Source organism: Sphingobium sp. AntQ-1 (genome assembly GCF_028538045.1).
GTDB lineage: Bacteria > Pseudomonadota > Alphaproteobacteria > Sphingomonadales > Sphingomonadaceae > Sphingobium > Sphingobium cupriresistens.
In genome coordinates, this window is sequence record NZ_CP117158.1 from 516,240 (window position 1) to 541,720 (window position 25,481).

Annotated in this window: 23 protein-coding genes; 14 read left to right on the plus strand and 9 right to left on the minus strand. The window is 65.1% G+C overall.

Going from position 1 to position 25,481, the window contains the following annotated elements; genetic code table 11:
• Positions 1–236 precede the first annotated feature (236 nt).
• From sphantq_RS02595 to sphantq_RS02615, 5 genes are all read left to right on the plus strand, one after another.
• The gene (locus tag sphantq_RS02595) at positions 237–821 is read left to right on the plus strand and encodes a glycine zipper 2TM domain-containing protein (protein ID WP_226869672.1); all 585 of its coding nucleotides are present in this window, start codon (positions 237–239) and stop codon (positions 819–821) included.
• Between the two features lie 29 nt (positions 822–850).
• Positions 851–1,315, plus strand: coding sequence for a hypothetical protein (locus sphantq_RS02600; RefSeq protein WP_272799524.1), 465 nt, complete (start codon positions 851–853; stop codon positions 1,313–1,315).
• On the plus strand, positions 1,293–1,505 hold the full coding sequence (locus sphantq_RS02605; RefSeq protein WP_272799525.1) for a hypothetical protein: 213 nt from the start codon (positions 1,293–1,295) through the stop codon (positions 1,503–1,505). The genes sphantq_RS02600 and sphantq_RS02605 overlap by 23 nt, the downstream gene beginning before the upstream one ends.
• 243 nt (positions 1,506–1,748) lie before the next feature.
• Positions 1,749–2,246, plus strand: coding sequence for a hypothetical protein (locus tag sphantq_RS02610; RefSeq protein WP_272799526.1), 498 nt, complete (start codon positions 1,749–1,751; stop codon positions 2,244–2,246).
• Between the two features lie 80 nt (positions 2,247–2,326).
• Positions 2,327–2,584: a hypothetical protein gene (locus sphantq_RS02615; RefSeq protein ID WP_148564732.1), complete on the plus strand. Its 258-nt coding sequence runs from the start codon at positions 2,327–2,329 to the stop codon at positions 2,582–2,584.
• Positions 2,585–2,600: 16 nt separating this feature from the next.
• On the opposite strand, the gene sphantq_RS02620 is transcribed toward sphantq_RS02615, so the two are convergent.
• Together sphantq_RS02620 and sphantq_RS02625 are read right to left on the minus strand one after the other, a co-directional pair.
• Positions 2,601–3,194: a sigma-70 family RNA polymerase sigma factor gene (locus sphantq_RS02620; protein WP_048576643.1), complete on the minus strand. Its 594-nt coding sequence runs from the start codon at positions 3,192–3,194 to the stop codon at positions 2,601–2,603.
• A gap of 81 nt (positions 3,195–3,275) precedes the next feature.
• Positions 3,276–3,461, minus strand: coding sequence for a hypothetical protein (locus sphantq_RS02625; protein WP_272799527.1), 186 nt, complete (start codon positions 3,459–3,461; stop codon positions 3,276–3,278).
• A gap of 377 nt (positions 3,462–3,838) precedes the next feature.
• Here sphantq_RS02625 and sphantq_RS02630 point away from each other — a divergent pair, with 377 nt between their 5' ends.
• On the plus strand, positions 3,839–6,136 hold the full coding sequence (locus tag sphantq_RS02630) for an FAD-dependent oxidoreductase (RefSeq protein WP_272799528.1): 2,298 nt from the start codon (positions 3,839–3,841) through the stop codon (positions 6,134–6,136).
• Between the two features lie 3 nt (positions 6,137–6,139).
• On the opposite strand, the gene sphantq_RS02635 is transcribed toward sphantq_RS02630, so the two are convergent.
• From sphantq_RS02635 to sphantq_RS02655, 5 genes are all read right to left on the minus strand, one after another.
• Complete coding sequence (locus tag sphantq_RS02635; protein ID WP_272799529.1) at positions 6,140–7,297, minus strand: MFS transporter; 1,158 nt, start codon at positions 7,295–7,297, stop codon at positions 6,140–6,142.
• Positions 7,298–7,440: 143 nt separating this feature from the next.
• On the minus strand, positions 7,441–8,514 hold the full coding sequence (locus tag sphantq_RS02640; protein ID WP_222885615.1) for a dihydroorotate dehydrogenase-like protein: 1,074 nt from the start codon (positions 8,512–8,514) through the stop codon (positions 7,441–7,443).
• Between the two features lie 82 nt (positions 8,515–8,596).
• Entirely contained in the window at positions 8,597–12,232 is a 3,636-nt protein-coding gene (nifJ, locus tag sphantq_RS02645; protein WP_272799530.1) for a pyruvate:ferredoxin (flavodoxin) oxidoreductase, read from the minus strand.
• Between the two features lie 11 nt (positions 12,233–12,243).
• Positions 12,244–13,872: an NAD(P)-binding protein gene (locus sphantq_RS02650; RefSeq protein ID WP_272799531.1), complete on the minus strand. Its 1,629-nt coding sequence runs from the start codon at positions 13,870–13,872 to the stop codon at positions 12,244–12,246.
• A 180-nt stretch (positions 13,873–14,052) separates the two neighbouring features.
• Entirely contained in the window at positions 14,053–14,424 is a 372-nt protein-coding gene (locus sphantq_RS02655) for a hypothetical protein (protein ID WP_169572545.1), read from the minus strand.
• A gap of 361 nt (positions 14,425–14,785) precedes the next feature.
• On the opposite strand from sphantq_RS02655, the gene sphantq_RS02660 reads away from it, so the two are divergent.
• Positions 14,786–14,968, plus strand: coding sequence for a hypothetical protein (locus tag sphantq_RS02660; protein WP_272799532.1), 183 nt, complete (start codon positions 14,786–14,788; stop codon positions 14,966–14,968).
• A gap of 158 nt (positions 14,969–15,126) precedes the next feature.
• Here the strand turns inward: sphantq_RS02660 and sphantq_RS02665 are convergent, their stop codons facing one another.
• Positions 15,127–15,888 carry an NRDE family protein gene (locus tag sphantq_RS02665; protein WP_272799533.1) on the minus strand — a complete coding sequence of 254 codons (762 nt, stop codon included), beginning with the start codon at positions 15,886–15,888 and terminating at the stop codon, positions 15,127–15,129.
• A gap of 458 nt (positions 15,889–16,346) precedes the next feature.
• Here sphantq_RS02665 and sphantq_RS02670 point away from each other — a divergent pair, with 458 nt between their 5' ends.
• From sphantq_RS02670 to sphantq_RS02700, 7 genes are all read left to right on the plus strand, one after another.
• On the plus strand, positions 16,347–17,078 hold the full coding sequence (locus sphantq_RS02670; protein WP_272799534.1) for a cytochrome b/b6 domain-containing protein: 732 nt from the start codon (positions 16,347–16,349) through the stop codon (positions 17,076–17,078).
• A gap of 119 nt (positions 17,079–17,197) precedes the next feature.
• Positions 17,198–17,875 carry a response regulator transcription factor gene (locus sphantq_RS02675; protein ID WP_070934765.1) on the plus strand — a complete coding sequence of 226 codons (678 nt, stop codon included), beginning with the start codon at positions 17,198–17,200 and terminating at the stop codon, positions 17,873–17,875.
• Positions 17,872–18,888 (plus strand): sensor histidine kinase, encoded by a 1,017-nt coding sequence (locus sphantq_RS02680; protein ID WP_272799535.1) that lies wholly within the window; start codon positions 17,872–17,874, stop codon positions 18,886–18,888. Before sphantq_RS02675 ends, sphantq_RS02680 begins: the two co-directional genes overlap by 4 nt.
• A gap of 50 nt (positions 18,889–18,938) precedes the next feature.
• Positions 18,939–20,063: an efflux RND transporter periplasmic adaptor subunit gene (locus sphantq_RS02685; protein WP_272799536.1), complete on the plus strand. Its 1,125-nt coding sequence runs from the start codon at positions 18,939–18,941 to the stop codon at positions 20,061–20,063.
• 7 nt (positions 20,064–20,070) lie between these two features.
• Positions 20,071–23,142 (plus strand): efflux RND transporter permease subunit, encoded by a 3,072-nt coding sequence (locus sphantq_RS02690; RefSeq protein ID WP_272799537.1) that lies wholly within the window; start codon positions 20,071–20,073, stop codon positions 23,140–23,142.
• A complete protein-coding gene (locus sphantq_RS02695; RefSeq protein ID WP_272799538.1) occupies positions 23,135–23,434 on the plus strand; it encodes a DUF3240 family protein in 300 nt (99 codons plus the stop codon). Before sphantq_RS02690 ends, sphantq_RS02695 begins: the two co-directional genes overlap by 8 nt.
• Positions 23,431–24,675, plus strand: coding sequence for a TolC family protein (locus sphantq_RS02700; protein WP_272799539.1), 1,245 nt, complete (start codon positions 23,431–23,433; stop codon positions 24,673–24,675). The genes sphantq_RS02695 and sphantq_RS02700 overlap by 4 nt, the downstream gene beginning before the upstream one ends.
• Before the next feature lie 134 nt (positions 24,676–24,809).
• Here sphantq_RS02700 and sphantq_RS02705 read toward each other — a convergent pair whose 3' ends face one another.
• The gene (locus sphantq_RS02705; protein ID WP_272799540.1) at positions 24,810–25,421 is read right to left on the minus strand and encodes a murein L,D-transpeptidase catalytic domain family protein; all 612 of its coding nucleotides are present in this window, start codon (positions 25,419–25,421) and stop codon (positions 24,810–24,812) included.
• Positions 25,422–25,481: the final 60 nt, after the last annotated feature.

Genomic DNA, 25,481 nt, shown 5'->3' on the forward strand with positions numbered 1-25,481 from the left:
CAGCAGGTGGCCGGGGGAGACGATGGTATCCGGACCGAAAAATCTATAGAGGATTCCAGCCATTTGACATTGATATCCACGCGACGATGCGTTCTGTGGCGCGGCACCCCGACTGGCTGCCTTCCGCTTTGGTCAAACCTGCCAAGTCCTGATCGTTCGGTAATGTTGCGTATACTGGGGCGGCATGGCGCCCTGTAATCGTTCGGTGAAGATCCCGCCCGAACGAGGAGAATGTCATGTCCCCGGTTCCTCTCATGAACGAGAGCCCCACCCGATCCGACGCGGCAATAATCAATTGTCCGGGAAGCGCATCAAGGGCGCGCGGATGGAAAATCGCACTCTCCGCGCTTGCACTCGCCGCCCTCCCCCTGGTTTGCGGATCTGCGCTCGCACAGAGCGCTGTCGATCAGCGGCGATGGACGGACGCCCAGGAACGCTATCGCGCGGAGGTCGCCCGCTACGAGGCGGAGCGCGATCGTTATGAAGCCGTCGTGCGCGCCGATCATCCTGACACGACCGGTCGGCGCGGCAGCGATCCCTACACGACGGAGTATGACGCGGCCCGTTACTACCGGGACGATCCCCGTTATGGTGAGCGGCGCCTGTCCGACCGCGACGAGGTTTATCGTGGATCCGATGGACGCTATTACTGCAAGCGGAGTGACGGGACGACCGGTCTCATCATCGGAGCCGCGAGCGGCGGGATTCTCGGCAACATCATCGACGGCGGTCGCCATCGTACCGCCGGTACGCTGATCGGCGGCGCGCTGGGCGCGCTTGCCGGCCGATCGATCGAGCAAAACGACATCCGCTGCCGGTAAAACGCCCTGTCCACGGGAAGCATGAAGTCGTGACCGTGGACAAGCCGCATCGACTATCTCGCAACCCTGACGCCGTCCAGAATGGCAAGTTAGAGGCCATCATCGTGACCCACAACACTCGCGCTCGTGCCGGATGTTCCGCCTATAGCCGCCTCTGGCTTCGCTCCGCGCTGATACTCGCTGCTTCCCTCTCTCCGGCGATTTCTCCGGCCCAGGCCGCTGCTGCGGAGAACGACATTTCGCAGCGTCGGGCATTGTGCACCCGCTCGATTGCGCTCTCCGGCTTCGATCAAGTCATGGACGCCAACATCCGCGAAGCGGTCGAAGACTCCTTCCGGACGCTGTCCGCCGCCTTCCCCGACGACACAGATACAATCTCCGCCTATCGCGACTCATTGGGAGAGGCGATGGTGGCCGCGAAGGCCCCCCGTCCTTTCAAGGCTTCGCGAGAGTTGCGCGGCGGCCTTCACAGTGGAAGAGTTGACGGGAATTAACGCCTTCTATGAGAGCAGTGCCGGTCGCGCCTGGCTCGAAAAGGGCCGCACGCTCATGGTTCCGGCACTTGAGAAGGCGGTGAGCGATGTCACTCCCGAGATCATTGTCGATGCACAAAGACGATTCTGCGCCCGCTTGGGTGGGTGCAAGAAGGAGCCGGCGGCATCCTCTGCCCATCCGACATTGTGAGAACGTTCGGCGATCCCGCTGGGAGCGTCTCGCGAAACTGGCCGGATGTCGAATGGTGGCGTGCCGAATCGGGTCCGAACCACCCTGAAAAGATCGAGCCCTGCGGAAAAGCACGTAGAGACCTGGACGTGCAAAGCTTGCTAGTCAAAGATCAATCAGAAGCGATGATGAAGATCCGGATCGTACAATTTGTGCAGATGCTCGGATGGTCGGTGGCGCAACGGTGGAAATGCGCCAGGCGCGATGCAGGATCCGGGGTTTCGCCTGCCGCCCACGACCGGGCGATATCGTATCGATTTTGATATCAAGCGGGAGATGAAGATGGCCTCGCCAGTCGATGAGTTCGTCCGTGTTGGCCAGCTGAACTTCCAGCTTGGCCTTGTCCTGACGGATATCGCGCGTGCTGCCTGGGAACGCTTTGTCCAGATCAGCGAAAAGATTAGCATCGAATGTTCCACGGAATCGGATGCGGTGATGCAGCGACTTTTCCAGCCCAATGCCGAAAGTCAGACAGATGTTCGCGGCGGTCAATGGGATGATATCGTCGCCGATGTGGAGGAATGGCGGCTGGAGACGATGGAGCGGAGCAGGACGGCCTGCGAGGACTGGCGGCGGGCTTGGCTCAATGGGGCAACGGGTGAGTCGCTGCTCCCAGCCGCTTCGACGGTCTTATGTCCTTGGCCCGTCGCCCTTACGGACCAGGCTGATATAGGTCAGACAAGGTCAGCTGGCGATACCTGAGAAGAAACCCGCTCGACTCTTCGCGGGCCATGCTGGTCGCAGGGACCAGCGGCGCTCACCTCGTCGCCCAGACGCCCGGGATGGCTTTTCCGAAGGAACCTGCCGGAGCGAACGCAGCCATCCAGACAGTAGAGATCGACTCGAGCGTTTCGGTCGATGGCGTGACTGACGAGAAGGAGGAGATCGAACGCCGTCAGGTGCGCATTCTCAACCGACAGGGTGCGGCGATGCTCGCTGCAGAGAAGCAACGTGCGGATGCCATTCAGCGCAACTATCGCAACTATGATGAGGCTATGGTCGCCGCGTACGTTGACATCCACCGGAAGGCGACTTGGTGACCAAGCGCCTCCATGCTCAAGCCGCCCGGCAGAACGATATCTTGTTCGGCAATCGCCTCGCATCGGGAGGGCTGACAAAGCCGCGATGAATATAGGGGGGTGAAGATTTCTGGAGTTGGGATCGATGCGTCCCGCCAAGATAGGCGAGCATGGCAATCCGTGCCCTGTGAACCCGGCTTTTCAGAACTGCCAGTGATACGCCGCATTGTTCGGCAGCGTCCTCATAGGCGAGTTGGTCCTCGACCACGGCAAGCAGCGCCTGCCGGTTGGATTCGGAGAGCGCTGCCAGAGCCTGGCCGAACTCCTCGCGCAGAAGGCCAATCTCCTGATCCGGTGGCGAAACCGGCAAGCTATGCATCGCGAGATCGTTCCAATCGACCTTCCTGCGCTCGCGCCGCACATGTGAGAGGAAGAGGTTGCGCAGGATCGTGAAGGTCCATGCCTTGAAGTTGCTTCCGGTTTCGAAGCGCTCGCGCGCTTTCCATGCTCGCGACAATGCCTCCTGCACCAGATCCTCGGCTCCGTCGGCGCCATTGGTGAGCCGTCGCGCATAACGGGTGAGCGCTGGTAGTGATGCCCGTGTCGCACAGTCGAATTCTCCTGGAGTCATGGATTCGCTCTACCTTTGGAGTTGCTTGCGACATCATTCTTTGTGTCGACGACATTGGTTATCGACGGCCGATTGACGACCTCACCGTCCACGACGACGCGGCCACACGCGCACTGGCGGCACATAAAAGGCGACGAGGCAGGTCAACGCCAGGAACACAAGGGCTATGGCCATGGCCACGACCCAGAAGCGGGGATCTTCTTTCGACACGAACCAGCCCGCGATCAGCGCGGGTATGATCAGCAGCAACCTGGCGACCCAAGCCATATTTCCATCCTGACATCATCCACCAGGACACTGCATCCCAGCTATTGTTGAAGGTGGGCACCGGCACAGGGCAGGTGATCCGCGATTTCGAACAAGAAGTTAGCCCGGGCATGATGGTGCGGGCATACGTAAGTTTACGAAACCGCGACGGCGGCTCGGCCCTTGGTCGTTGCCGCAGATGACAATGATTCACGCATGACCATCCGTTCCCCCAACGCTTCCAACCGCCCCTCGCCGGAAATCTAAGGACTTTTGCGCATTGCCCGCAGACCTTCGATCTCCTTCTTACGCTCCTGGGCTGCCGCAAAGAACCGGCCGGCGATGTCCGCACATGAACCGACTCGAAACTGGGAGCAGCTGTGAAGACAGAGACCGCGATGGCCGACAACACCGCCGGCAGCGTACCCCGACACATTGACTTTCTCATCGTCGGCGGTGGCGTCGCGAGCGCGATCGCAGCCGAGACGCTGCGCGCCGAGGGTGCGAGCGGCGCTGTTCTCATACTATCGGCGGACGAATTACCGCCCTATCATCGCCCGCCTTTGTCCAAGCAGTTGCTGCCCGAACGTGAAGACGAGGAACGGATCTTCGTCCATCCGAAAGGTTTCTACGACGAGCGTGATATCGAACTGCGGCTCAACAGCCCGGTGGTCGGCGTGGACACCGTCAGCCAGATCGTGCGGACCGCGGCAGGTGAAAGAATCGCCTATGGCAAGCTTCTGATCGCCACGGGAGCGACGCCGAAGTCTCTCGGTGTTCCGGGAGAGGCGCTCGCGGGCGTTCACACGCTAAGGACCAAGGCCGACACCGATGTTATCCGCGAAGCCGCCGGGACGGCAAAGCGCGCGGTCGTCATCGGCGCCAGCTTTCTCGGTATGGAGATTGCCATGTCGCTGGTGGCTCGCGGGCTCGACGTCACCGTCCTCGAGCGCGGAAGCGTGCTCCTTCCCCATCTCGAGGCGTCGGACCTTTCGGCCCATTTCGAACGCCGTGCGCAGAGCCAGGGCGCTACGGTGCTGCTGAACGACACCGCGATCGCGTTCCACGGGAGCACGACGATCGAGGAAATCGAAACGAGCGCCGGTCGACGGATAGCCTGTGATCTGGTCGTGGTCAGTATCGGCGTTTCGCCCACCAGCGGCTTTTTGGAAGGCAGCGGGATCGCGCTGGAAGACGGCTATGTCGCCATCGACGCGCTGCTGCGCACAAGCGTGCCCAATGTCTTCGCGGCAGGCGACGTCACGAGCTTCTACGATCCGGTCTTCGCGCGCCGGCGCCATATCGAGCATTGGGACAATGCCATAAAGCAAGCCCGCCTCGCCGCGCGAAACATGCTGGGCCGACGCCTGAGATATGACGAAGTCTCCTATTTCTTCTGCGAGGTCGGCGACATCGGCTTCAACGTGCTGGGCGCCACCGAGGAAGCCGACGAATGGATTACCCGGGGCTCGCTGGACGACTGCTCATTCGCGATGTTCTATCTCAAGGGCGATGTGCCGCGCGCGCTGTTCTCGACCGGACGACCCGCCGACGAGACACGTGTTGCCGAAGGGCTCATCCGTTATCGGGTCAACCTTGGCTCGGTGAAGGAGCGCTTGCGGGAGGCCGACTTCGCGCTCGAACAGATCCCGACGCAGACCGCGCTGATCCTGCAGGGCGGCGGCGCGCTGGGCGCGTTCGAATGCGGGGTCGTGAAGGCCTTGGAGGAAGAGCAGCTTTTCCCGGACATAGTCGCAGGTGTTTCGATCGGCGCGTTCAATGGCGCCGTCATTGCCAGCAATCCCCGGCAGGCGACGCAGGCCCTGGAAGCCTTCTGGAACGAACTGGCCGTGCTGACCTCGGCGCTCTCGCCCGCTATTTTCCGGCAGACGGTGGCCGCGGCCCAGATCCTGACGTGCGGTGTGCCGAATTTCTTCAGGGCAAGGTGGCTGCCGCCGTTCACCCCGCTGGAATGGCCCGTGGCCTGGACAAGCTATTATGACACGACGCCCATGCGCCAGCTGATCGCGAAACATGTCGACTTCGCCGCGCTCAAGACGAGCCCGGTGCGCCTGCTGATCAGCGCCGTCAACGTGGCGACCGCAGAACTCGAGGTCTTCGACAGCTATGTCGATGACCTCACGCCGGACCATATCGTGGCGAGCGGCAGCTTGCCGCCAGGCTTCCCGTGGACGGTGATCGACGGCAAGGCCTATTGGGATGGCGGCATTATCAGCAACTCGCCGCTCGATCTCGTCGTCGACCGCTGCGGCCCGGACGGCAAGCGGGTCTTCATCGTCGACCTTTATTCGGGACAGCGGGCGCTTCCCTCCAACATGATCGAGGTTCTGGCCCGGCGCGATGAGATCGTTTATTCCGAGCGGGTGCGGAGCGATCTGCACTACCGGGAGACGGTCGACAGCTATCGCAGGCTCATTGACCATGTTCTCAGCTATGTCGATCCTGCCAGCGCGGCCCGGGTCAAGCATCTGCCCGATTATATCCAGCTCATGGGGGACGGCGCGCCGACGAGGATCACCCGGTTCGTGCGGACCGGCCAATCGGACGAGCATTCCTCGGGCGACTATGATTTTTCGGATGTGGCGATCGAGGCCAGCCGGTCCGAAGGCTATGCGGTCGCAAAAGGAATACTCGGCCAGGCGCGCGCGCCTTCCGCGGATCCCGCACGGCCATGATGGCTACATGGACCCCACCGCGTTCTTGCCGATCCGCCAGCGCCACAGGAGGAGTGTGATCAGCGCGATCGCAGCGAAACAGGAGCCGGCGGCAAATGTTAGTTTTGGCCCGTATCCGTCCCAGAGGCCACCCGCGACGACGCTCGCGACCAGCATGGCGATCCCCTGAGCAAAGCTGAAGATGCCGAAGCCCGTCCCGCGCAACCGCGCAGGCGCCGTATCGGCCACGAGGCTGGCGAAGAGCCCCTGGGTCAGCCCCATGTGCAGGCCCCAGAACAGCACGCCCAGCATGACGCCGGCGACCGTCGTGCCGAAGGCGAGAATGAGATCGGCGCTAATCAGGCAGGCAATGCCCATCGAGAGAAGACCTGTCCGGCCGATGCGGTCGGACAGCACGCCCGCCGGATATGCCGAGCCGGCGTAGACGATGTTCATCACCACCATCACGCTCGGGACAAAGGCAAGCGGCAGGCCCGTATGCTGGGCGCGCAGGACGAGAAAGGCCTCGGAAAACCGTGCGAAGGTGAAGATGATCGCGATGCCCGTCGCCATCCAGAAGGCGACCGGCATGAGACCGGCATCCGACAGCCGGAGTCTCTCCTTCTCCTCGGCATGGTGTTGCGGCGGCTCGCGGACGCCGAAGATCATGATCCCGAGCGAGGCAAGAGCCGGGACTACGGCGATCCAGAATACCAGGCGGATATTGTCGGAGCTGAGCGCCATGAGCGCGATTGCGGCAAGCGGGCCGACGACGGCGCCCACCGTATCGAGCGATTGACGCAGGCCAAAGCTCGCGCCGCGCAGGTCAGGCGGCGCAATGTCGGCGATGAGGGCGTCGCGGGGCGCGTCGCGCACGCCCTTGCCGATCCGGTCGATAAAGCGCGCCGCGACCACCCAGCCGATCGTCGCGGCGAGCGGGAAAACGGGCTTGGTCAGGGCGGCGAGACCGTAACCCACCGTCGTCAGCAGCTTGCGCCGGCCGAGCCAGTCCGACAGCCCGCCTGAAAAAAGCTTGGTCACATTGGCGATGGCTTCCGCGATGCCCTCGATCAAGCCGAGTGTCAGCGCGGACGCACCAAGCGTGGTCACAAGAAAGACCGGCAGCAACGCGTGGATCATCTCCGAAGAAATATCCATGAACATGCTGACGAAACCCAGCATCCAGACACCCGACGGCATCGCGCGTGACAGGGCGCGGGCGGGAGGCGATTCAGCCACGATGGGGAGGGACGCCGGCAAAACCGGTTGGGAGTGATCGCGCCGCCTGGGCCACGAGGCGTCCCGCGCTCATTCCGGTGCGCGTTTCAACCATCGCGGCGGACCGGGTGACCATGAAGGATGTGGATATAGTTGGCGCGCTCGAACGCCGCTGGATCCTTGAGGTGCCGCTGGCTCATTCTGCCGCGCACATCGGCCAGCGAGGCGACACCTCGCGCGGCAAGCAGCGTGGTCAGTCCCTCGATCAATGTCTTCATGTGCGGGATGCCATGCCGCAGCAGCGCCGAGGTCGTCATCACGGTATCGGCGCCCGCCAGCAGATATTTCAGCACATCGCCCGGCGCCTCGACGCCGGTGCTTGCGCCAAGCGAGGCCCCTACCCGCCCGTGTAGCACCGCGATCCACAGCAGCGGCAACCGCATCTCCGCCGGCGTGCTGAGCTCGAGGTCCAGTTTCAGTTCAAGCGTAACAAGATCGATGTCGGGCTGGTAGAAGCGGTTGAACAGCACCAGAGCGTCCGCGCCCTCGCCGGCGAGGGCGTGCGCCATCGCCGCCATGCCGCTGAAATAGGGGCTGAGCTTGACCGCGACGGGAATGGCGACGACAGCCTTCACGGCTTTCAGGGTGTCGATATAGCGCTGCTCGACCGCGCGGCCGTCCGCTGTCGGGTCGGCCGCGATAAAGTAGATATTGAGTTCGATCGCATCGGCTCCGGCCTGTTCAAGATCGCGGGCGTATTCGGCCCAGACTTCGCCGGACACGCAGTTCAGGCTGGCGATCACCGGTATTGCGACGGCCTGCTTCGCGCGTCGGACGATATCGAGATAGCGCTCTGGTCCAAAGCCGTACCCGCCATAGAGCGGGAAATAGCTCTGGGCCTCGGCCGAACCGGTCGCTGCAAGTTGGCCCTGCCGCTCGAGCGCGTGGCGCTCGGCGTCGATCTCCTCCTCGAAGATCGAGGGAAGCACCACGGCACCCGCGCCATGGTCCTCCAGCGCCCGCAGCGTCTTGATTTCCCCGTTCTGCGGCGCTGCCGAGGCGATCAGCGGGTTGTTCAGGCGCAATCCCATATAGTGGGTGGTCAGGTCCATGCGCCGCTCCCGGTCAAAGGCGCGAGATGCGAGCCTGCCCGGCACGAACCGTTCCACGACCGGCCCCATGCGGCCACGCCAGAGCGATGTTGCCCCTTGGCGCGCGCGAGACGCGTGCGCGCGAACGAACGGTTGCAGGCGACGGGCCGCGTCATCCCGCCTCGCCCGAATGGTCGCGCCTGGCTGGCGCGACAGCCGGTCGCCTGGCCTCGCGTGTTTCGGGATGGAAGCCATCGCCACCGCGGCTCGCAAGCGCCTCGTATTGGCGATATTTTTCGTCGGCGACCTGCTGTGCCTGGGCGAGCAGCGCCGCGGCTACGGCCGGATCGCTCTGGGCGAGCGCGCGATAGCGCAACTCGTTATAGGCATAGTCCTTGAACGCTATCGTCGGCCGCGGTGAATCGAGCAGGAACGGCCTTTCACCGATCGCGCGCATCGCCGGGTTGAAACGGAACAGCGGCCAGTAGCCGCTGGCGGTCGCCAGATCCTGCTGCTTCATGCCATGGCGGAGGTCGAAGCCGTGCGCGATGCAATGGCTATAGGCAATGATCAGCGACGGACCCGCATAAGCCTCGGCTTCCCGCATTGCGAGCAGCGTATGCTGGGGGTTGGCCCCCATCGCAACCTGGGCGACATAGACGTCGCCATAGGCGATCGCCTGCAGCGCGAGATCCTTGCGCGCCGCCCGCTTGCCCGCGGACGCGAATTTGGCGACGGCGCCGAGTGGGGTCGCCTTGGAGGCCTGGCCGCCGGTGTTGGAGTAGACTTCGGTGTCGAGCACGAGGATATTGACGTCGCGTCCGCTCGCCAGGACGTGGTCGAGGCCGCCGTAGCCGATGTCGTAGGCCCAGCCGTCACCGCCGACGATCCAGACGCTCCGCCTGACGAGATGATCGACGACCGAAAGAAGATCACGGGCCCGCTCGTCATCCAGCGCGGCAAGCTTTTGTTTCAGGGCATCGACACGGGCGCGCTGGGCGCGCAGGTCCGACTCGCGCTCCTGCGGCGCGTCGAGGATCGCCCGGGCGACCTCCTCGCCCAGGCTCGCGGCCAGGTCGAGCAGCAACGTCCTTGCCAGATCGAGGTGCTTGTCCGCCGCAAGGCGGAAGCCCAGCCCGAACTCCGCATTGTCCTCGAACAGCGAATTCGACCAGGCGGGGCCGCGGCCGGAGGCATCCTTCGTCCAGGGCGTGACCGGAAGATTGCCGCCGTAGATCGACGAGCAGCCGGTCGCGTTGGCGATCTGCAACCGATCGCCAAACAGCTGCGACAGGAGCTTGAGATAGGGCGTCTCGCCGCAGCCGGCGCAGGCGCCCGGGAATTCGAACAGCGGCTCGAGGAACTGCACGCCGCGCACATTGGCGAAATCGACGCGCGCGCGATCGTTGACCGGCAGCGTTTCGAAGAAGGCGATGCTGGCCTTCCCCGTCTCAAGGATCGGCGCCTTGTCCGCAAGGTTGATCGCCTTCCTGCCCGGTTCGCGCGAACTGTGCGCGGGACAGACCTCGACACAGATGCCGCAACCGGTGCAGTCCTCCAGATAGACCTCCAGCGCGAAGCGAACCTCAGGGTTCCCGCGGGAGTTGACCGGCGCGTGCTTGAACCCTTCCGGCGCGCCGTCGCAGGCATCCTGTGTGAAATATTTCGAACGGATGACGCTATGCGGGCAGGCAAAACCACATTGGCCGCACTGGATGCAGACGTCCGGATCCCAGAGCGCGACGCTCTCCGAGACGTTCCGCTTCTCGAACGCCGCGGTTCCCGAAGGATAGGTTCCATCGATCGGCAGTTGGCTGACGCGGAGATCGTCGCCGCGACCACGCATCATGCTGGCAGTCACTTCCTGGACGAACGCCGGCGCGCGCGACGGCACCGTTGGCGGTCGTTCGAACAGGCTCGTCACGGTGGACGGCACCGCCACCTCGAACAGATTGGCCAGCGCATGGTCGACTGCCGCGAAATTCGCGCGCACCACGCCCGCGCCCTTGATCCCGTAGCTCGCCTCGATCGCGTGCTTGATCCGCCCGATCGCCTCGTCGCGCGGCAGCACGCCCGAAATGGCGAAGAAGCAGGTCTGCAGCACGGTGTTGATCCGCTCGTCCAGGCCCGCCTCGCGCGCGACCCGGGAGGCGTCGATCACGAAGAAGCGCAGCTTTTTGTCGACGATCTGGCGCTGGAGCGAGCGCGGCAGATGATGCCAGACGGCCTCCTGCCCATGCGGCGTGTTGAGCAGGAATGTCCCGCCATCGACCGCCAGCCGCAGCACATCGAGGCGGTCGAGAAGGCCATACTGGTGACAGGCTATGAAGTTGGCCGATTCGATCAGATAGCTCGATCCGATCGGATGCTTTCCGAACCGCAGGTGCGAGATCGTCTGCGCGCCCGACTTGTGCGAGTCATAGACGAAATAGCCCTGAGCATAGCTGTTGGCATCCTCGGCGAGGATCTTGACGCTGTCCTTGTTGGCGCCGACCGTGCCATCGGCGCCGAGCCCGAAGAACAGGGCCCGCACGACATCCTCGCGCTCGAGCGAGAAATCCTGATCGACCGGAAGACTGGTCTGTGCGACGTCGTCCTCGATGCCGACGGTGAAGCCGTGCTTGGGGTTGGCGCTTTTCAGTTCGTCGAACACCGCCTTCGCTTGCGCCGGGCTGAAGTTCTTCGATCCCAGACCATAGCGTCCGCCGATCACCCGCGGCATGGCCGCGCGCGTACCGCTTGCCACCGCCTGGGCCAGCGTCGCGACGACGTCCTGGTAGAGCGGCTCGCCCGATGCGCCCGGTTCCTTGGTCTGCTCGATCACCGCAATCGCACAGCAGGTCTCGGGCAGGGCCTGCAGGAACTGCTCGGTCGCGAAGGGGCGGTAGAGCCGCACCTGCAACACGCCGACGGACTCGCCCTGCGCTCCGAGGAACGCCGCCGTCTCGCATGCGGTCGCCACGCCGGAGCCCATCAAGACGATCACGCGCTCGGCGTCGCTCGGCCCGGTATATTCGAACAGATGGTAGGCGCGGCCGGTCAGCGCGGCGAAGCGATCCATCGTCGCCTGCACGATCGCGGGCAGGCGGGCGTAATAGGGGTTCACCGTCTCGCGCGCCTGGAAGAAGGTGTCCGGATTATGCGCCGTGCCGCGCACCACGGGATGCTCGGGTGTCAGCGCCCGGGCCCGGTGCGCGCGAACGAGATCCTGGTCGATCATCGCGCGGATCTGGATATCCGAGAGCAGGCTGATCTTGTTGAGCTCGTGCGAGGTTCGAAAGCCGTCGAAGAAGTGCAGGAACGGTATGCGGGCCTCGAGCGTCGCCGCCTGCGCGATCAACGCTGCGTCATGGGCCTCCTGCACCGAGGCGGACGACAGCAGGGCAAAGCCGGTCGTCCGCACCGCCATGACATCGGAATGATCGCCGAAGATCGAAAGGGCCTGCGTCGCGATCGCCCGGGCGGCGACATGGAACACGGTCGAGGTCAGCTCGCCGGCGATCTTGAACATGTTGGGCAGCATCAGCAGCAACCCCTGCGATGCCGTGAAAGTCGTCGTGAGCGCACCGGACTGCAGCGCACCATGGACGGCACCGGCAGCGCCGCCTTCGCTCTGCATTTCCTGCACGACCGGCACATTGCCCCAGATGTTGGTCAGTCCCCGCGCCGACCATTCATCGGCCAGTTCGGCCATCGTCGAGGATGGCGTGATCGGGTAGATCGCGCACACCTCGTTGATCCGATAGGCGACATGGGCAACCGCGGTGTTGCCGTCCATGATCTCGGTGCGGGGCATATCGGGCTGCATCACACCTTCCGTCAGCTCGCCGCGACTTCGGGGATCATTTCGATCGCATGGCAGGGGCAGGCCTCGTAACAGACACCGCATCCGGTGCAGCGATCGTAAAGCAATTGGTAGCGCAGCCCGGGACCGAGTTTTTCGATCGCCTGCTCGGGGCAGGCCGCATAGCATTGGTCGCACTCGAAACAATTGCCGCACGACAGGCAACGCTGGGCCTCGTAGCGGGCGTCCGCTTCGCCCAGTCCGGCCACCACCTCCTCGAATCCGGCGGACCGCGTCGCTGCCGGCAATGCGGCCTGCGCGCGCTGCTCGGCGTCGCTGTAGATCGGCAGATGCAGCATCTCGAAGCCGACGACGGGGCGCGGCTGTGCGGGCCGCGCGTCCTCGCCGCGCAGCCAGCCGTCGATGGCGCGCGCCGCCTTCTTGCCGTGCCCGACGGCGGCGGTGACGGTGCGCTCGCTCGGCACCATGTCGCCGCCCGCGAAGATGCCAGGATGGCCGGTCATCATGTTCGGGGCGACGACGACGGTGCCGTCCGCCGCTACCTCGATACCGGGGATCTTCGCGAGGAAACCACTTTCGGCCTGCTGCCCCAGCGCCAGCACGAGCGTGTCCGCCGTCAGCGTTTCGATTTCGCCGGTACCGCGTGGCGTGCCGTCGGCCCCCAGCTCCATGACCTCGACCGTCAGGCTCGGGCCGGCGATGTCCCTGATGCTGGTCAGCCACCGGATCTTCACGCCCTCCTCGAGCGCCTCCTCGGCCTCGAAGGCGTGGGCCGCCATATGCGCCCGGTCGCGATGATAGATGATCAGCGCTTCGTCGGCGCCCAGGCGCCTGGCGGTACGGGCGGCATCCATCGCCGTGTTGCCGCCGCCATAGATGGCCACCCGCCGCCCCAGTTTTGGGTGCTCGCCGGCCCCGACCCCGCGGAGCAGGCTGACCGCGTCGAGGACATGCGCGGCGTCGCGCGCGGGAATGTCGACATGCCTGGAGGCATGCGCTCCAATCGCGACGAACGCGGCGTCGAAGCCGCCGGCATCCTTCTCCGCGAGCAGATCCTCGACCTTGTGATCGAGGACGATGCTGACGCCCATCGCCTCGATCCGCTGCACCTCGCGCATCAGCTCCTCGCGCGGCAGCCGGTAGGCCGGGATGCCGAAATGCATCATCCCGCCCGGCAACGGGCCAGCATCCCGGATTTCCACCGTGTGACCCAGCCGCGCCAGATGATAGGCGGCGGAAAGACCGCTCGGTCCCGCTCCGACGATCAGCACGCGCTTGCCGGAGGGAGTTGCCTCGACAGGCAGACGCCAGCCTTCGCGGGCCGCCTCGTCGCCAAGGAAGCGCTCCACCGCGTGGATCGAGACAGCGCTGTCGATGTCCTTGCGATTACAGCTCGCTTCGCACGGATGATAGCAGACCCGCCCGTGAATGGCCGGCAAGGGATTATCCTGCACCAGCGTCAGCCAGGCCTCACGGTAGCGACCCGCCCGGGCATGGGCGAGCCAGGCCTGGATGTCCTCGCCTGCCGGGCACGCATGATTGCAAGGCGGTAGAAGATCAAGATAGAGCGGATGGCGCCTGCGCACCGGACCAGTTCCCGGCTGGGCAACCAGATCGATGAGGGGTGTGAAATCGCTCATCATCGCGGTCCTGCCGGGCATATCGGCCGAGCCATCAGCTTCGCGCGGTGGCCCCTTTGTCCGAGAAGACGCTCATTGGACGATGACACGATACCGGCCGCTGGACAGCTGGGCAGACACATGGTGCGCATCGCATCATGTGAGCGTGAATCTGCTGCCTGACGACCGGCGGGAGCCACGCCGTCAGGCGGCAGGCTGCGTGTTGGCCGACGCCGCGTTCCTGGCCGCGCCGGCGAGCAGCTTCGCGGGATTCCAGGCATCAGCCATGGAGCGCTGCCAAGCTTCCCACGCGCTGGCGAGCGTCCGGGTCGTTCGCTCCCGGCTCTTGTTCACGGAGGCAAGAACGCCTTCGCCGAGATTGCCCGGAGCGATCAGCGAAAAAGGCAAAAATCCGGCCTTGCCATTGGTCTCAGCCGGTTTGCCGACATGCGTGAACGCCTTCCCCGCAAGATCCATCCAATCTTCTCCGGCCTGGCGGGCTGTCTCGACCATGCTTGTCGCGAGGCGGACATTAGCCTCGGAAGTCGCGGTCAGTTGATCGAGGGGATAGGTCATCGAGTCTTCTCCTGCGGTGCGAATTCAAGGGGAAGCATGCGTTGTGGCGAAACGCAGAACCGACATGCATTGGGAATGCTACGTAGGCCGGTTTGGGAAGTTTGCCGACAGCGGCACGGGCTGCGGGACGCGCGGCGGTAACACTATCGGCTGCCTGCGTGAACGCCGAACGCGAGAGAGCGAATCTCCGCACAAAGCAACGCCCGTTGAGATTTTGCACCGATGTGGATGTGAAAGTACGCGGAAATGGAGTCCGAAATGCGAACTCTCGGCATATGTGAGCGCCCATTGGGTCGGGCCATGCTATGCTCTGTCAGACGACTCGGACAGGTCCGGGCAGCGTTCCGAAGGAACAGCGGCCATGAAGGAATTTGTTACCCAGACCAATATCGAGCGGTTCGAGAATCTGCTCGCGAGCGAAACCGACGCCTGCAAGGCGACGACTCTTCGCGGACTGCTGGCAGTCGAAAAGGCGAAGGCTGTCGCGGCCCGGCGGAGCGAGCCGGGAGACATTCGAGTGATACCGGCGGTCCCCGTAGTCTGAATCCTATCGAAAGCTTCACCTCCCGCGAGGTGCGGCGTGTGGGGCGACTGGGGGCGCGGCCGCTGGACCGGCGATGGTTGGAGCATGTCCGCGAATGTCCTGCGCGAGCCTCCGGGGCTGATGCGATCCTCCATCCAGCCGCGGCGCACGTCGGAGCCTCAACGCGGCCACGAGAATGGGATGGCCGTTTCACCCTCCCTGTCTCCACTCGCGCCGAAACGACGCTCGAAGATGATGCCGCGCCCGACACCATCAATCGCGACGACGGTGCTGCACCGCGTCCCGTAAACCGGATCGCGGATAAAAATCGGCGAAAGAGGTGGCTCCTGCACCACGTCAGATGGGCCGACCGGCCAATCGGACGGTTCCGTAAGGGTCTCTTCCATTAGTCCGTCCAGAAGACTCTCGGGGTGCTGCGCGCCGGCGCCGATCCAGTCGCGAAGAACGGCCTTGAGGCGAACAGTCTTGGGCCAGGGCTCGTCCAGCCCGCCGTTGGACAGACCATAGACCTGCGGCGGCAGGATGTGCCGCGTGGGACCGGGCCTGTTGGACCAGAATTCGGCCTGGCCGGGCTGGACCACGATGAGGTTGAACGGATTGAAATCCACGAGGTCCGCGTCGGCTGGTTCGGCATATCGCCCCTCCCCCGCCAACAGATCCTTCAATAGAAGGCCGCGGGACGGTCGGCCTGGCTCCGACGGCCCGAAGCCTCGCAGGTTCGTGACCACGGCAAACCGTCCCTGCTCCGAGGCGCCGAGCCATGTGCCGCCGGATAGCAGATCCCTGCCCGCAAGCACATGATCGGGCTCGTCCCATCTTTGTAACGGTTCTGCAGGGCGCGCGTGAAACTCGTCACGGTTGCCGGCAACGATGAGGCGCCAATTTGGGTGCGCACGCCACGCCAACGCTAAGACGCACATAGGCGCTCGCCGATGGCCGTCGGATCAATCGAAACGCTGTTCAACGGGATGGCGTTCCGTTTCCGATACGCAAGAGCGAGCGGTCTCGGGATTTTAAGTTGCCGCTCGCCGTTTCGGCCGACAACCTGATCAGGCCCGGCAACACCTATCATCATCTGTTTCCTCCCGTTTGTCGCCATAGCGGTTTTGCAGGGCTGTTACGCGTGTGCCGCCCACAATGCGCGCTGCCGATGTGCGGCGAATAGAGCTGCTCGCCGGGCAACGCGTCATTGCTTGCCCAAACGAAGCGTATCGTGCTCGGGGACCGTCAGAACGGCCGCTCAGCATCATCGCTGATAGCTTCAGCCGCCGCGAGTGTCTTCGCGCACGTACAGCGGACGCCCACTAAGGGATCATTGTCGCGGCCGTCAGGCTGTCGTCAGTAAGCGACCCTATGCGATTGGGCAAAGGAGATGTCGATGCTCGTGGCAAACCCCGCTGGTGGCAATACATTCAAGGTCTGGGACGCGCCGCTCAGGCTGTTTCACTGGCTGCTCGTCGCTGCGATAACAGCGGCCTTCCTATCCTCGGAAGGTGACAGTCCGATCGCCGCCTGGCACATGGCGGCCGGCTGGGTCGCGGCCGTGCTCCTTGCGTTTCGTCTGATCTGGGGATTTGTCGGAGGCGAGCATGCGCGGTTCGTGAATTTCATCCGGCCTTCGGGTATCGTGGCGCATATCCGTGGCCTCGTGACCGGCCATCCGGAGCGCACGATCGGGCATAATCCGCTTGGCGCGCTTGCTGTGCTTGCCCTGTTCGCGGCGGTCGGCGCAGTCCTGTGGACCGGCATCCAGGTCGATACTGGCAAGGCGGATGAGGACATCCACGAAGCGCTCGCCTACGGCATGCTGGCGCTGGTCGGCATCCATGTCGCCGCCGTTCTCGTGATGTCGCTGGTCACTCGCGACAACCTCGCCAGAGCAATGGTCACGGGTCGCAAGCGCACCGCACTCTACCCGGGCGCGCGGGATGCGCGGGTCCCGGGTTTCATGGCGGTCGTGCTGGGCGGCGTGGTCGTCATCGCGGCGGTGTTCGGCATCACGCGGTTCGATCCCGCCGCCTTCAGCCCGCAGGCGCATGGCGAGGCGGGAGACGGCCAGGGCGGCGAGTACACAGCCGCCGGGCACGGCGAAAATCCTGACGGGGATTGAGCGTAGCTCCCGGCGCGGTTTGACCCGGACTGCCGCAACCTCCATGTCGCTCGTGCCAATATACGCAAAGAACAGGGGCAGAAGCCCTGGAACGGGCTATATTGGAGAGGTCCATTTTTATGCGTGTCCTTGTAGTCGAAGACAATGACCGGCTGGCGAAGCTGGTCGCGGACGGCCTCCAGCGCCGGGGCTTTTCGTGCGACGTCGCCAGCTGTCTGGCGAGCGCGGACAGCGCGATGGACGGCGCGGCCTATGACGCCATCGTCCTCGACCTGGGCCTGCCCGACGGTGACGGGATCGACTGGCTGGCCGCGCGGCGGCGATATCGGCAGGTCCCGCCCGCGATCGTCCAGACCGCGCGCGGCGCGCTGGAGGACCGGGTAACGGGACTTGACGCCGGCGCCGACGATTATGTCGTCAAGCCCGTGGAGATCGACGAACTGGCCGCACGCCTTCGCGCATTGCTTCGCCGCCCTGGCCCGCGCACCCAGACCGTGCTGCAAGTCGGGCCGCTACTGTTCGACACCGCTGGGCGGACGGCGCGCCATGACGGCAGGGAGATTGACCTGTCCCGCCGCGAGGCCGACCTGCTGGAACTGCTGATGCGGCGCGCGGGCGCGGTCGTTCGCCGGGAGGCCATCGAGGACGCGCTCTATAATTTCAACGAACCCGTCACGCCCAATGCGGTGGAAGCGGCGATATCGCGGCTGCGGCGCAAGCTCGAAGATGCCGGCGCGGGTGGAAACCTCCATACCATCCGGGGCGTGGGCTATATGTTGCGGGACAATGGCGCATGACCTATCGGCGGTCCGTTTCCCGACGGCTGGTGCGTGGCCTGGGCTTGGTCGGGCTGGTCGGCACGGTCCTGCTGCTTGCGGCCGTCGCCTTCTTCTATCGGCTGTCGTTCGCAGACCTTGCCGCAGGCGAAGCGACGTCCCGCGCACTCAACGAGATGCTGGATCATGTCGCCCTGCCGGTGGTTATCCTGATGGCGCCGGTCGCGTTCGTCGGTCTCCGGGTCATCAGACAGGCCTTCACCCCGCTGGCAGAGGCGGCGGCGGAGATCGAGGCGGCACGCGGGCATGAGCGCGGCTTCCGGATCGATACCTCGCGAATGCCCTCCGAGGCGTTGCCGTTCACCGATGCGGTCAACGATCTGCTCACCCGGCTCGACGATGCGGCAATGCGTCAGGAGGCCTTCGCCGCCGACGTCGCGCACGAACTGCGCACGCCGCTCGCCGTGCTGTCGCTTGAACTCGACCGGCTCGATCACGCCGAGGCAGGCCGTCTCAAGGGAGATGTCGCGGCCATGCGCCGGCTGATCGACCAACTCATGCTGCTCGCCCAGATCGACGCCGCCACGGCGGCCCAACTGGTGCCGGAAGCCGTTTCGCTGACGGATGTGGCGACCGACGTCGTCAGTTTCATGGCCCCGGGGATCATCGCGACGGGCAAGACCATCGCCCTCGAAACTGGAGAGCAATCACCGGCCGTGCGTGGACGGCGCGAGGCGATCGCGGCGGCGCTGCGCAATCTCATTGAGAATGCTGTGCGCGTGACGCCCGCCGGCGGGGCTGTCCATGTCAGCGTCGGTCCCGGAGCGGCGATCGGTGTTCGAGACGATGGGCCGGGCCTTTCGCCCGATCGCCTGGGCGATCTTGTGCGGCGCCACAGCCGCGCCGATCATGCGAGCAAGGACGGCGCGGGGCTGGGCCTCGCGATCGTCGACCGGATCATGGCGGCGCACGGCGGGATGCTTGCGACCGATTCGGACAGGCGCGAGTTGTCGCTGCGCTTTCCCGGCGCCTGACGTTCCGCTCCCGTCAGGGAGTCGTCAGCATCGTCCGCTAGGCGAAAGCCATGTTGAACCGCAGCTTCATCCTTGCCGGCGTCGCCGTGATCGCGCTGACGCTTGCCGGCCTGTGGTGGTTGACCACCCGTGCCGACACGGCGCCGCCCGCCGCTCAGTCCAGCCCCCCTGTGGACTCTGTGAGCGCGGCGCCGGGCCATCTACGCGTCGAGGCCGGGCAGGCGGCGCAACTCGGTATCCGCCTTGCACCCGCCGTTGCGGCGAGCGAAGCGCCGCTCGCGATCGTGCCCGCCCTGATCCAGCCGCCCGCCAATGCGCGCGTGGCTGTGGCCGCAACCTTTCCGGGCGTGGTGATGCGCACCCTGGTCGTCGAAGGCGACACGGTGCGGCGCGGACAGCCACTTGCGGTGATTTCGAGCCGCGAGGTGCTGATGATGGGCGCGGACCTGACGCGCGCGAACGCACGGCTGGGGGTCGCTCGATCGAATGCCGCTCGTCTCTCGCAACTCAGTCGTGAGGGCATCATTGCCGGCGCCCGTGCCGACGAGGCCAGTGCGATCGCCGTGGAAACGAGCGCCGATGTTTCGGAGAAGGCGCGTATCCTGCACATGGTCAACGGCCATGGTGCAAGCGGCAGCTACACGCTGACGGCGCCGATCGCCGGCCGCATCACCACGGCCAGGATCCAGACCGGAAATTCGGTAGACGGCACGAGCGCGCCTTATGTGATCGATGCAGCGAACCGCTACGAAGTGCTTGGCCAGCTGCCCGAGCGGCTGGTTGGGCTGGTCCGTCCGGGCATGTTGGTGCGGATCGATCCGAACATACAGGGCCGCGTCACGGCGGTGGGGTCGACCATCGATCCTGCAACACGCTCGGCCAGTGTGAAGGCCGAGATCGCCGCCGGTCCAGGCATCGTGGCGGGGCGGGCGACCAATCTGCTGATTTCCGGCCCTGCTCCCGCGGGCGCGGTCGGCGTGCCTGCTGCCGCCGTCGCAACGATGAACGGCCGGACTGTCGTCTTCGTCGCCATCAAGGGTGGCTTTGCGGTGCGCGACGTGAAGAGCGGCGGGGCGAATGGAAGCCAGGCCATCCTGCTGTCTGGCGTGAAGCCCGGCGAGCAGGTCGTCATCGCCGGCACGAGCGCGCTCAAAGCGCTCGCCTTGTCGCGGTAACCGGCCAATGCTGCGCTCACTGGTCGCCGCGGCTCTATCCTATCGCGTGCTCGTGCTGGCTCTCGCGCTGACGGTTGCGGGCCTCGGTGCATGGGCCTTCGTGAACCTGCCGGTCGATGCCTATCCCAATATCGCTCAGACGCAGGTCAAGATGATCCTGAAGGCGCCAGGGATGACGCCCGAGGAGGTGGAGAGCCGCGTCATCACGCCGATCGAGATGGAGATGCTGGGCATTCCCAACCAGGCGATCCTGCGCTCCACCGCCAAATATGCCATTGCCGACATCACCATCGACTTCACCGACGGCGCGGACATCTACTGGGCCCGTCAGCAGGTTGCCGAGCGCCTGTCGGGCGTGATGGCCGATCTGCCCGCGTCGGTCAGCGGCGGCCTCGCGCCGATTTCGACGCCGCTGTCCGACGTTTACATGTTCACGATCGAAGGGCCGCTCTCGCTCCAGCAGAAGCGCGAACTGCTCGACTGGACGATCCGGCCCGCGCTCAGGACCGTGCCCGGCGTGGCTGACGTGAACGCCTTGGGCGGTTTCGTGCGGACGTTCGAGGTCAGGCCCGATCTGGTGGCGCTTGCCGGCACGGGACTGTCGACCGCAGACATCAGCGCTGCGATCGAAAGCGGCAACCGCAACGACGGTGCCGGCCGCCTGACAAGCGGAGAAGAATCGCTGATCGTCCGCGCGGTCGGCGCGATCCGCACGGTGGAGGATCTCCAGTCGCTGGTGATCGCCAGTCGCGATGGCCACATCGTCCAGTTGGGCGATGTCGCGACGATCGGGATCGGCAGCCTCACCCGTTACGGCGCCGTCAGCAAGAACGGCAAGGCCGAGGCGGTCGAGGGGCTGGTAATCGCCTTGCGCGGCGCCGATGCGCGGCAAGTGGTCGACGGTGTGCGCGCCAGGCTCGCCGAGGTCGAAAAGACGCTGCCCGCCGACACGCATGTCAACGTCTTCTACGATCGTTCCGATCTGATTGAACGCGCCATCGGCACGGTCGAGGAAGCCCTGCTTGAGGCGACGATCCTCGTGGTCGTGCTGCTCATCCTGTTCCTGGGCGACTGGCGGGCGGCGGCGATCGTCGCCGCGACCCTGCCGATGGCGGCCCTCATCACCTTCCTGTTCATGCGCGGTATGGGGTTGTCGGCGAACCTGATGAGCCTGGGCGGCCTCGCCATCGCCATCGGCATGCTGGTCGACGGCACGGTGGTGGTGGTCGAGAATATCGTCGAGCGGCTCGGGCGGGCTCATGATGACGACCATCCGCGCCTCAATCATGTCTTCCAGGCGACCAACGAGGTCGTCGTTCCTGTGTCGGCGGGCATCGTCATCATCGCGCTCGTCTTCCTGCCCTTGCTTGCGCTCCAGGGATTGGAGGGCAAGCTGTTCGCGCCCGTCGCGCTAACCATCGTCTTCGCGCTGGCTGGCTCGCTGTTGCTGGCGCTGACGCTGGTTCCGGTGCTGTCCTCCTTCGGCCTGAAGAGCGGCCACCACGGCGATCCCTGGATCATGCGCCGGATCTCGCCGCGTTACCGCGCGCTGCTGGACGCGGCATTCGCCCGCAAGCGACTGGTCTATAGTCTGGCGGCGGCGGGGCTGGTGATCGCCGGTATCGCTTATGGTGCGGTCGGCAAGACCTTCATGCCGACCATGGACGAGGGCTCGGTGATCGTGCAGCTCACCAAGCTCCCGTCGATCAGCCTCGACCAATCGGTCAAGGGCGACATGGCGGCGCAGCGCGCGTTGCTGACGGTGCCCGAGGTCGGCGACGTGATCGCCCGCGTCGGCGCCGACGAGATCGGCCTCGATCCGATGGGGCCGAATGAGACCGACAGCTTCGTGCGCTTGAAACCGCAGTCGGAATGGCGCGGCGACAAGGACTTCGTCGTCGGCGAGATGCGCAAGGCTATGGAAGGCCTGCCCGGCATCCAGCCCAGCTTCACCCAGCCGATCGAGATGCGCGTGTCCGAGATGCTGACCGGCGCGCGCGGCGATCTCGCGGTCAAGATTTTCGGGCCGGACCTCGCGACGCTCGCTGACCTCGCCGGTCAGGTCCAGCGCACCCTTTCCAGCATAAGCGGGGCGTCGGAAGTGCTGACCGTCGCCAACGACAGTGTCGATTATCTCCAGCTCGACATCGATCGCGCGGCGGCCGGGCGTTTCGGCATGCCGGTGGACCGGATGCAGGATGCACTGCGCGCCCAGGTCGAGGGCATTCACGCGGGCATTGTCGCGGAAGGTCAGAAGCGCGTTCCGATCATGATCCGCGGCGACGAAAGCCTGCGCTCGGACCCAACGCGCTTCGCCGACCTGCAATTGCGCACGCCCGGGGGCATTCTCGCCCGCGTCAGCGACATGGCGCGGGTCGAGCGGACCCAGGGGCCGGTGAAGCTCGACCATGAGAACGGCTCGCGCTTCGCGCTGGTGCAGGCGTTCGTCTCGGGCCGCGACCTGGTGGGTTATGTCGACGAAGCCAGGGCGGCGGTGGCGGTAAAGGTCAAGCTGCCGGCTGGATATCGCATCGTCTGGGGCGGCCAGTTCGAGAACCAGCAGCGCGCCTCGGCCCGGCTGATGCTCGTCATCCCGGTGGCGCTGCTGCTGATCTTCTTCGTGCTGCTAGCGACGCTCCGGTCGCTGCGCGCCTCGATCGTCATCCTGCTCAACATCCCTTTCGCGATGGTGGGCGGCATCGTCTCGCTCTGGGCGTCGGGGGAATATCTCTCGGTGCCGGCCTCGGTCGGGTTCATCGCGCTGCTGGGGATAGCGGTGCTGAACGGTCTCGTGCTGGTCGCCTATTTCCGGCAGCTTCGCACCGAAGGGCGCAGCATGACAGAATCCGTCCGTCTGGGCGCGGAGCGCAGGTTGCGCCCGGTGCTGATGACGGCGAGCATCACCGCCTTCGGCCTCGTCCCGCTGCTGTTCGCCAGCGGCCCAGGCTCGGAAATCCAGCGCCCGCTCGCCATCGTCGTCATCGGCGGGCTCATCACCTCGACGCTGCTGACGCTGGTCCTCCTGCCCATCCTGTTCGAGCGCTTTGGTGAAAGTGCCAGGGAAACCGAAAATGCCTGACCTACTCCTGACCTTTCACTGCGCGACCCGCGATGTCGAAACCGTCGTGGCGGCGATCCGCGCGGCATCACAGGCGCCGATCCACATCCACGATATCGCGGTGCGCGGCCGGGATTTCAGCGACGCACGCACCGCCGAGCGCGTGACGGGCAATCTTGATCGAAGTGCGATCGAGCTGATCGTAGCGGACGATGCGATGACCGAACTGGTTCGAGCCGTGGCCGAATCCAGGCGCGACCTGCCGGTTCGCTGGCGCGCCGTTGCGGTCGTGGCGCGGGGCAGGCTCGCATGAGGCCGTCCATTGCCGTCCTCGCCATGCTCTCGCTGCTGGTGCCCGGCATGCTCCATGCCCAGCGCGCAGACCTCCCGCCGGTCGAGAAGGTCAACGAAGCGCTCGACAACCATCCGACCGTCATGGCCGCCGCCGCCAGGGTCGAAGCCGCCCGTGCGCGCGGGGGCATGCTGCGCAAGGGCGCCCATGAATCGGTTATCGCGGGCAGCTATATTCGCCGCAGCGTTGACCGCGAAGGCGGCTATGACGAGTTCGATGCGACCCTCTCCCGTCCCTTCCGTCTTCCCGGCAAGGCGGCGCTCGACCGCGAGTCAGGCGCGCTGGGAGTCGAGGTTGCGGAGAACCAGATGGAGGATGCGCGCCATCAGGCGGCGTTGGTCCTGACCGGGCTCTGGCATGACTGGCTGACCGCCGGCAGCCATTATCGCAACGACCTCGACACGGTGCGCTCGCTGGAAGCGGCCCTGACCGCCTTGCGTCGCCGCGTCCAGCTACGAGATGCCTCGGCGCTCGATCTCGACCAGGCTTCCGCCGCACTGGCGCAGGCGCAGGCCCAGGCCGCTGCATCTCTCTCCGCACGCGAGCAGGCGCGCGTGATCCTGGTCGCGACTTTTCCAGAGATACCGCTTCCTCCCGAGCCAGCCGAACTCGCCTTGCCCGAACTGCCGCCACAGAAACTCGAAACCATGCGGACGCTGGTGATGGAGCGCAGTCACGAGATCCGCGCCGCCGACCGCGAGGCGCAGCGGTTGGCCGTCGTTGCGCGACGGGTTCGAGCGGATCGGATCGCCGATCCCTCTTTCGGTGTCCGCCTGTTCAGTGAGCGTAGCGGCATGGAGCGGGGCGCGGGCGTGGTGGCGTCCATCCCGCTGGGAGGCGGCTACCGCCGGGCAGCCGCCTCCCAGGCGTCGGCGGAGGCAAACGCCGCCCGTCTCGAACTCGCCAATATCCAGCGATCGGTCGCGGCTATCGCCGACGCCGACCTGTCGAATGCGCGCACCCGGCTGGAAGCGTGGCGAAGCGCGCAGGCATCGGCGCAGAGCGCTTCCGACGCCGCCGGGCGGACGGAGCGCGGCTATCAACTGGGCCAAATCGATCTGGTCGACCTGCTCTATGCCCGCCGCCAGGCGAACGACGCTCGCCAATCCGAGATCGATGCGCGATCGGAAGCCTCGCGGGCGCTGCTGAAATTGCAGATCGATTCCCATAGCATCTGGGTTCCCGATGGCGACCATGATTGAGAACGGCTTTGTGCACGGGCGCGAAGCCAGGCCCTCTGGTTCAGCTTCTTGGCGGCACAAGAGATGAAATGTGCAGGGAAGCCGAGTCCGGACCTCACCGACGGCGGCGTACCGCGAACGCCTTGATCGCTTGACTAAAGCTTGGCCGCGTAGATCATTCGGCCCGGGCCGAGCCGGCCGAGAATTTGGGCTATATCGGCCTGTGCAACAGCAAAGCACCCCTGGCTTCGCCCGAGCTTGCCGGTGGCGCGAACGATGTCATCCGATACGTAGGATGCCGCATGGATGACAATGGCGCGCGCCTCGGCGTTGCTGTTCTCAGGGTCAAGGCCGATCAGGCGCTGCGAGCGACCATGCTTGCCTGAATAGCCGTTGCCGACCAGATAAGCGCCCGCTGAAGACGCCGCCGAGCCCGGTGAATTCGAGAAGCGCTCGACCCAGCCGCTATGATCCGGATCGGACCCGCGCCCGTGCGCGACCAGCAGACTTTGGCTTCGCCCGCTCATCACATCGACGATGTGGAACCGGGGAATGCGCGACGCCTGGCTGAAATCCACGATACCGATCACGTCGCGATGCTTTATCGTCGCGTGGTGGCGGTCCAGCGCACTCAATGCGCGTTGAAGCAAGGCCGGGCGCGGAAGAGCTGGTCCGGGCAGGGCGGCAAGCCCGTTCGTCTGCTGTAACATGCCCAAAGCAGCGGCACCGCCACCCAGAAGCAGGTGGCGCCTGGAAATGAATGTCACGCTTGTCTTGAACCACTATCTGTTTGCTGATCAAGACCATGATAAGCATCATATGAGCCA

Excerpts from the sequence above, each read along its gene's own strand:
- sphantq_RS02660 (WP_272799532.1), top strand. The coding sequence starts at position 14,786 with ATGAAGGAATTTGTTACCCAGACCAATATCGAGCGGTTCGAGAATCTG.
- sphantq_RS02690 (WP_272799537.1), top strand. The coding sequence starts at position 20,071 with ATGCTGCGCTCACTGGTCGCCGCGGCTCTATCCTATCGCGTGCTCGTG.
- sphantq_RS02615 (WP_148564732.1), top strand. The coding sequence starts at position 2,327 with ATGGCTTTTCCGAAGGAACCTGCCGGAGCGAACGCAGCCATCCAGACA.
- sphantq_RS02650 (WP_272799531.1), bottom strand. The coding sequence starts at position 13,872 with ATGATGAGCGATTTCACACCCCTCATCGATCTGGTTGCCCAGCCGGGA.
- sphantq_RS02625 (WP_272799527.1), bottom strand. The coding sequence starts at position 3,461 with ATGGCTTGGGTCGCCAGGTTGCTGCTGATCATACCCGCGCTGATCGCG.
- sphantq_RS02680 (WP_272799535.1), top strand. The coding sequence starts at position 17,872 with ATGACCTATCGGCGGTCCGTTTCCCGACGGCTGGTGCGTGGCCTGGGC.
- sphantq_RS02685 (WP_272799536.1), top strand. The coding sequence starts at position 18,939 with ATGTTGAACCGCAGCTTCATCCTTGCCGGCGTCGCCGTGATCGCGCTG.
- nifJ (WP_272799530.1), bottom strand. The coding sequence starts at position 12,232 with ATGCAGCCCGATATGCCCCGCACCGAGATCATGGACGGCAACACCGCG.
- sphantq_RS02700 (WP_272799539.1), top strand. The coding sequence starts at position 23,431 with ATGAGGCCGTCCATTGCCGTCCTCGCCATGCTCTCGCTGCTGGTGCCC.
- sphantq_RS02610 (WP_272799526.1), top strand. The coding sequence starts at position 1,749 with ATGCAGGATCCGGGGTTTCGCCTGCCGCCCACGACCGGGCGATATCGT.
- sphantq_RS02640 (WP_222885615.1), bottom strand. The coding sequence starts at position 8,514 with ATGGGGCCGGTCGTGGAACGGTTCGTGCCGGGCAGGCTCGCATCTCGC.
- sphantq_RS02695 (WP_272799538.1), top strand. The coding sequence starts at position 23,135 with ATGCCTGACCTACTCCTGACCTTTCACTGCGCGACCCGCGATGTCGAA.
- sphantq_RS02655 (WP_169572545.1), bottom strand. The coding sequence starts at position 14,424 with ATGACCTATCCCCTCGATCAACTGACCGCGACTTCCGAGGCTAATGTC.
- sphantq_RS02675 (WP_070934765.1), top strand. The coding sequence starts at position 17,198 with ATGCGTGTCCTTGTAGTCGAAGACAATGACCGGCTGGCGAAGCTGGTC.
- sphantq_RS02665 (WP_272799533.1), bottom strand. The coding sequence starts at position 15,888 with ATGTGCGTCTTAGCGTTGGCGTGGCGTGCGCACCCAAATTGGCGCCTC.
- sphantq_RS02620 (WP_048576643.1), bottom strand. The coding sequence starts at position 3,194 with ATGACTCCAGGAGAATTCGACTGTGCGACACGGGCATCACTACCAGCG.
- sphantq_RS02635 (WP_272799529.1), bottom strand. The coding sequence starts at position 7,297 with ATGCTGGGTTTCGTCAGCATGTTCATGGATATTTCTTCGGAGATGATC.
- sphantq_RS02595 (WP_226869672.1), top strand. The coding sequence starts at position 237 with ATGTCCCCGGTTCCTCTCATGAACGAGAGCCCCACCCGATCCGACGCG.
- sphantq_RS02670 (WP_272799534.1), top strand. The coding sequence starts at position 16,347 with ATGCTCGTGGCAAACCCCGCTGGTGGCAATACATTCAAGGTCTGGGAC.
- sphantq_RS02630 (WP_272799528.1), top strand. The coding sequence starts at position 3,839 with ATGGCCGACAACACCGCCGGCAGCGTACCCCGACACATTGACTTTCTC.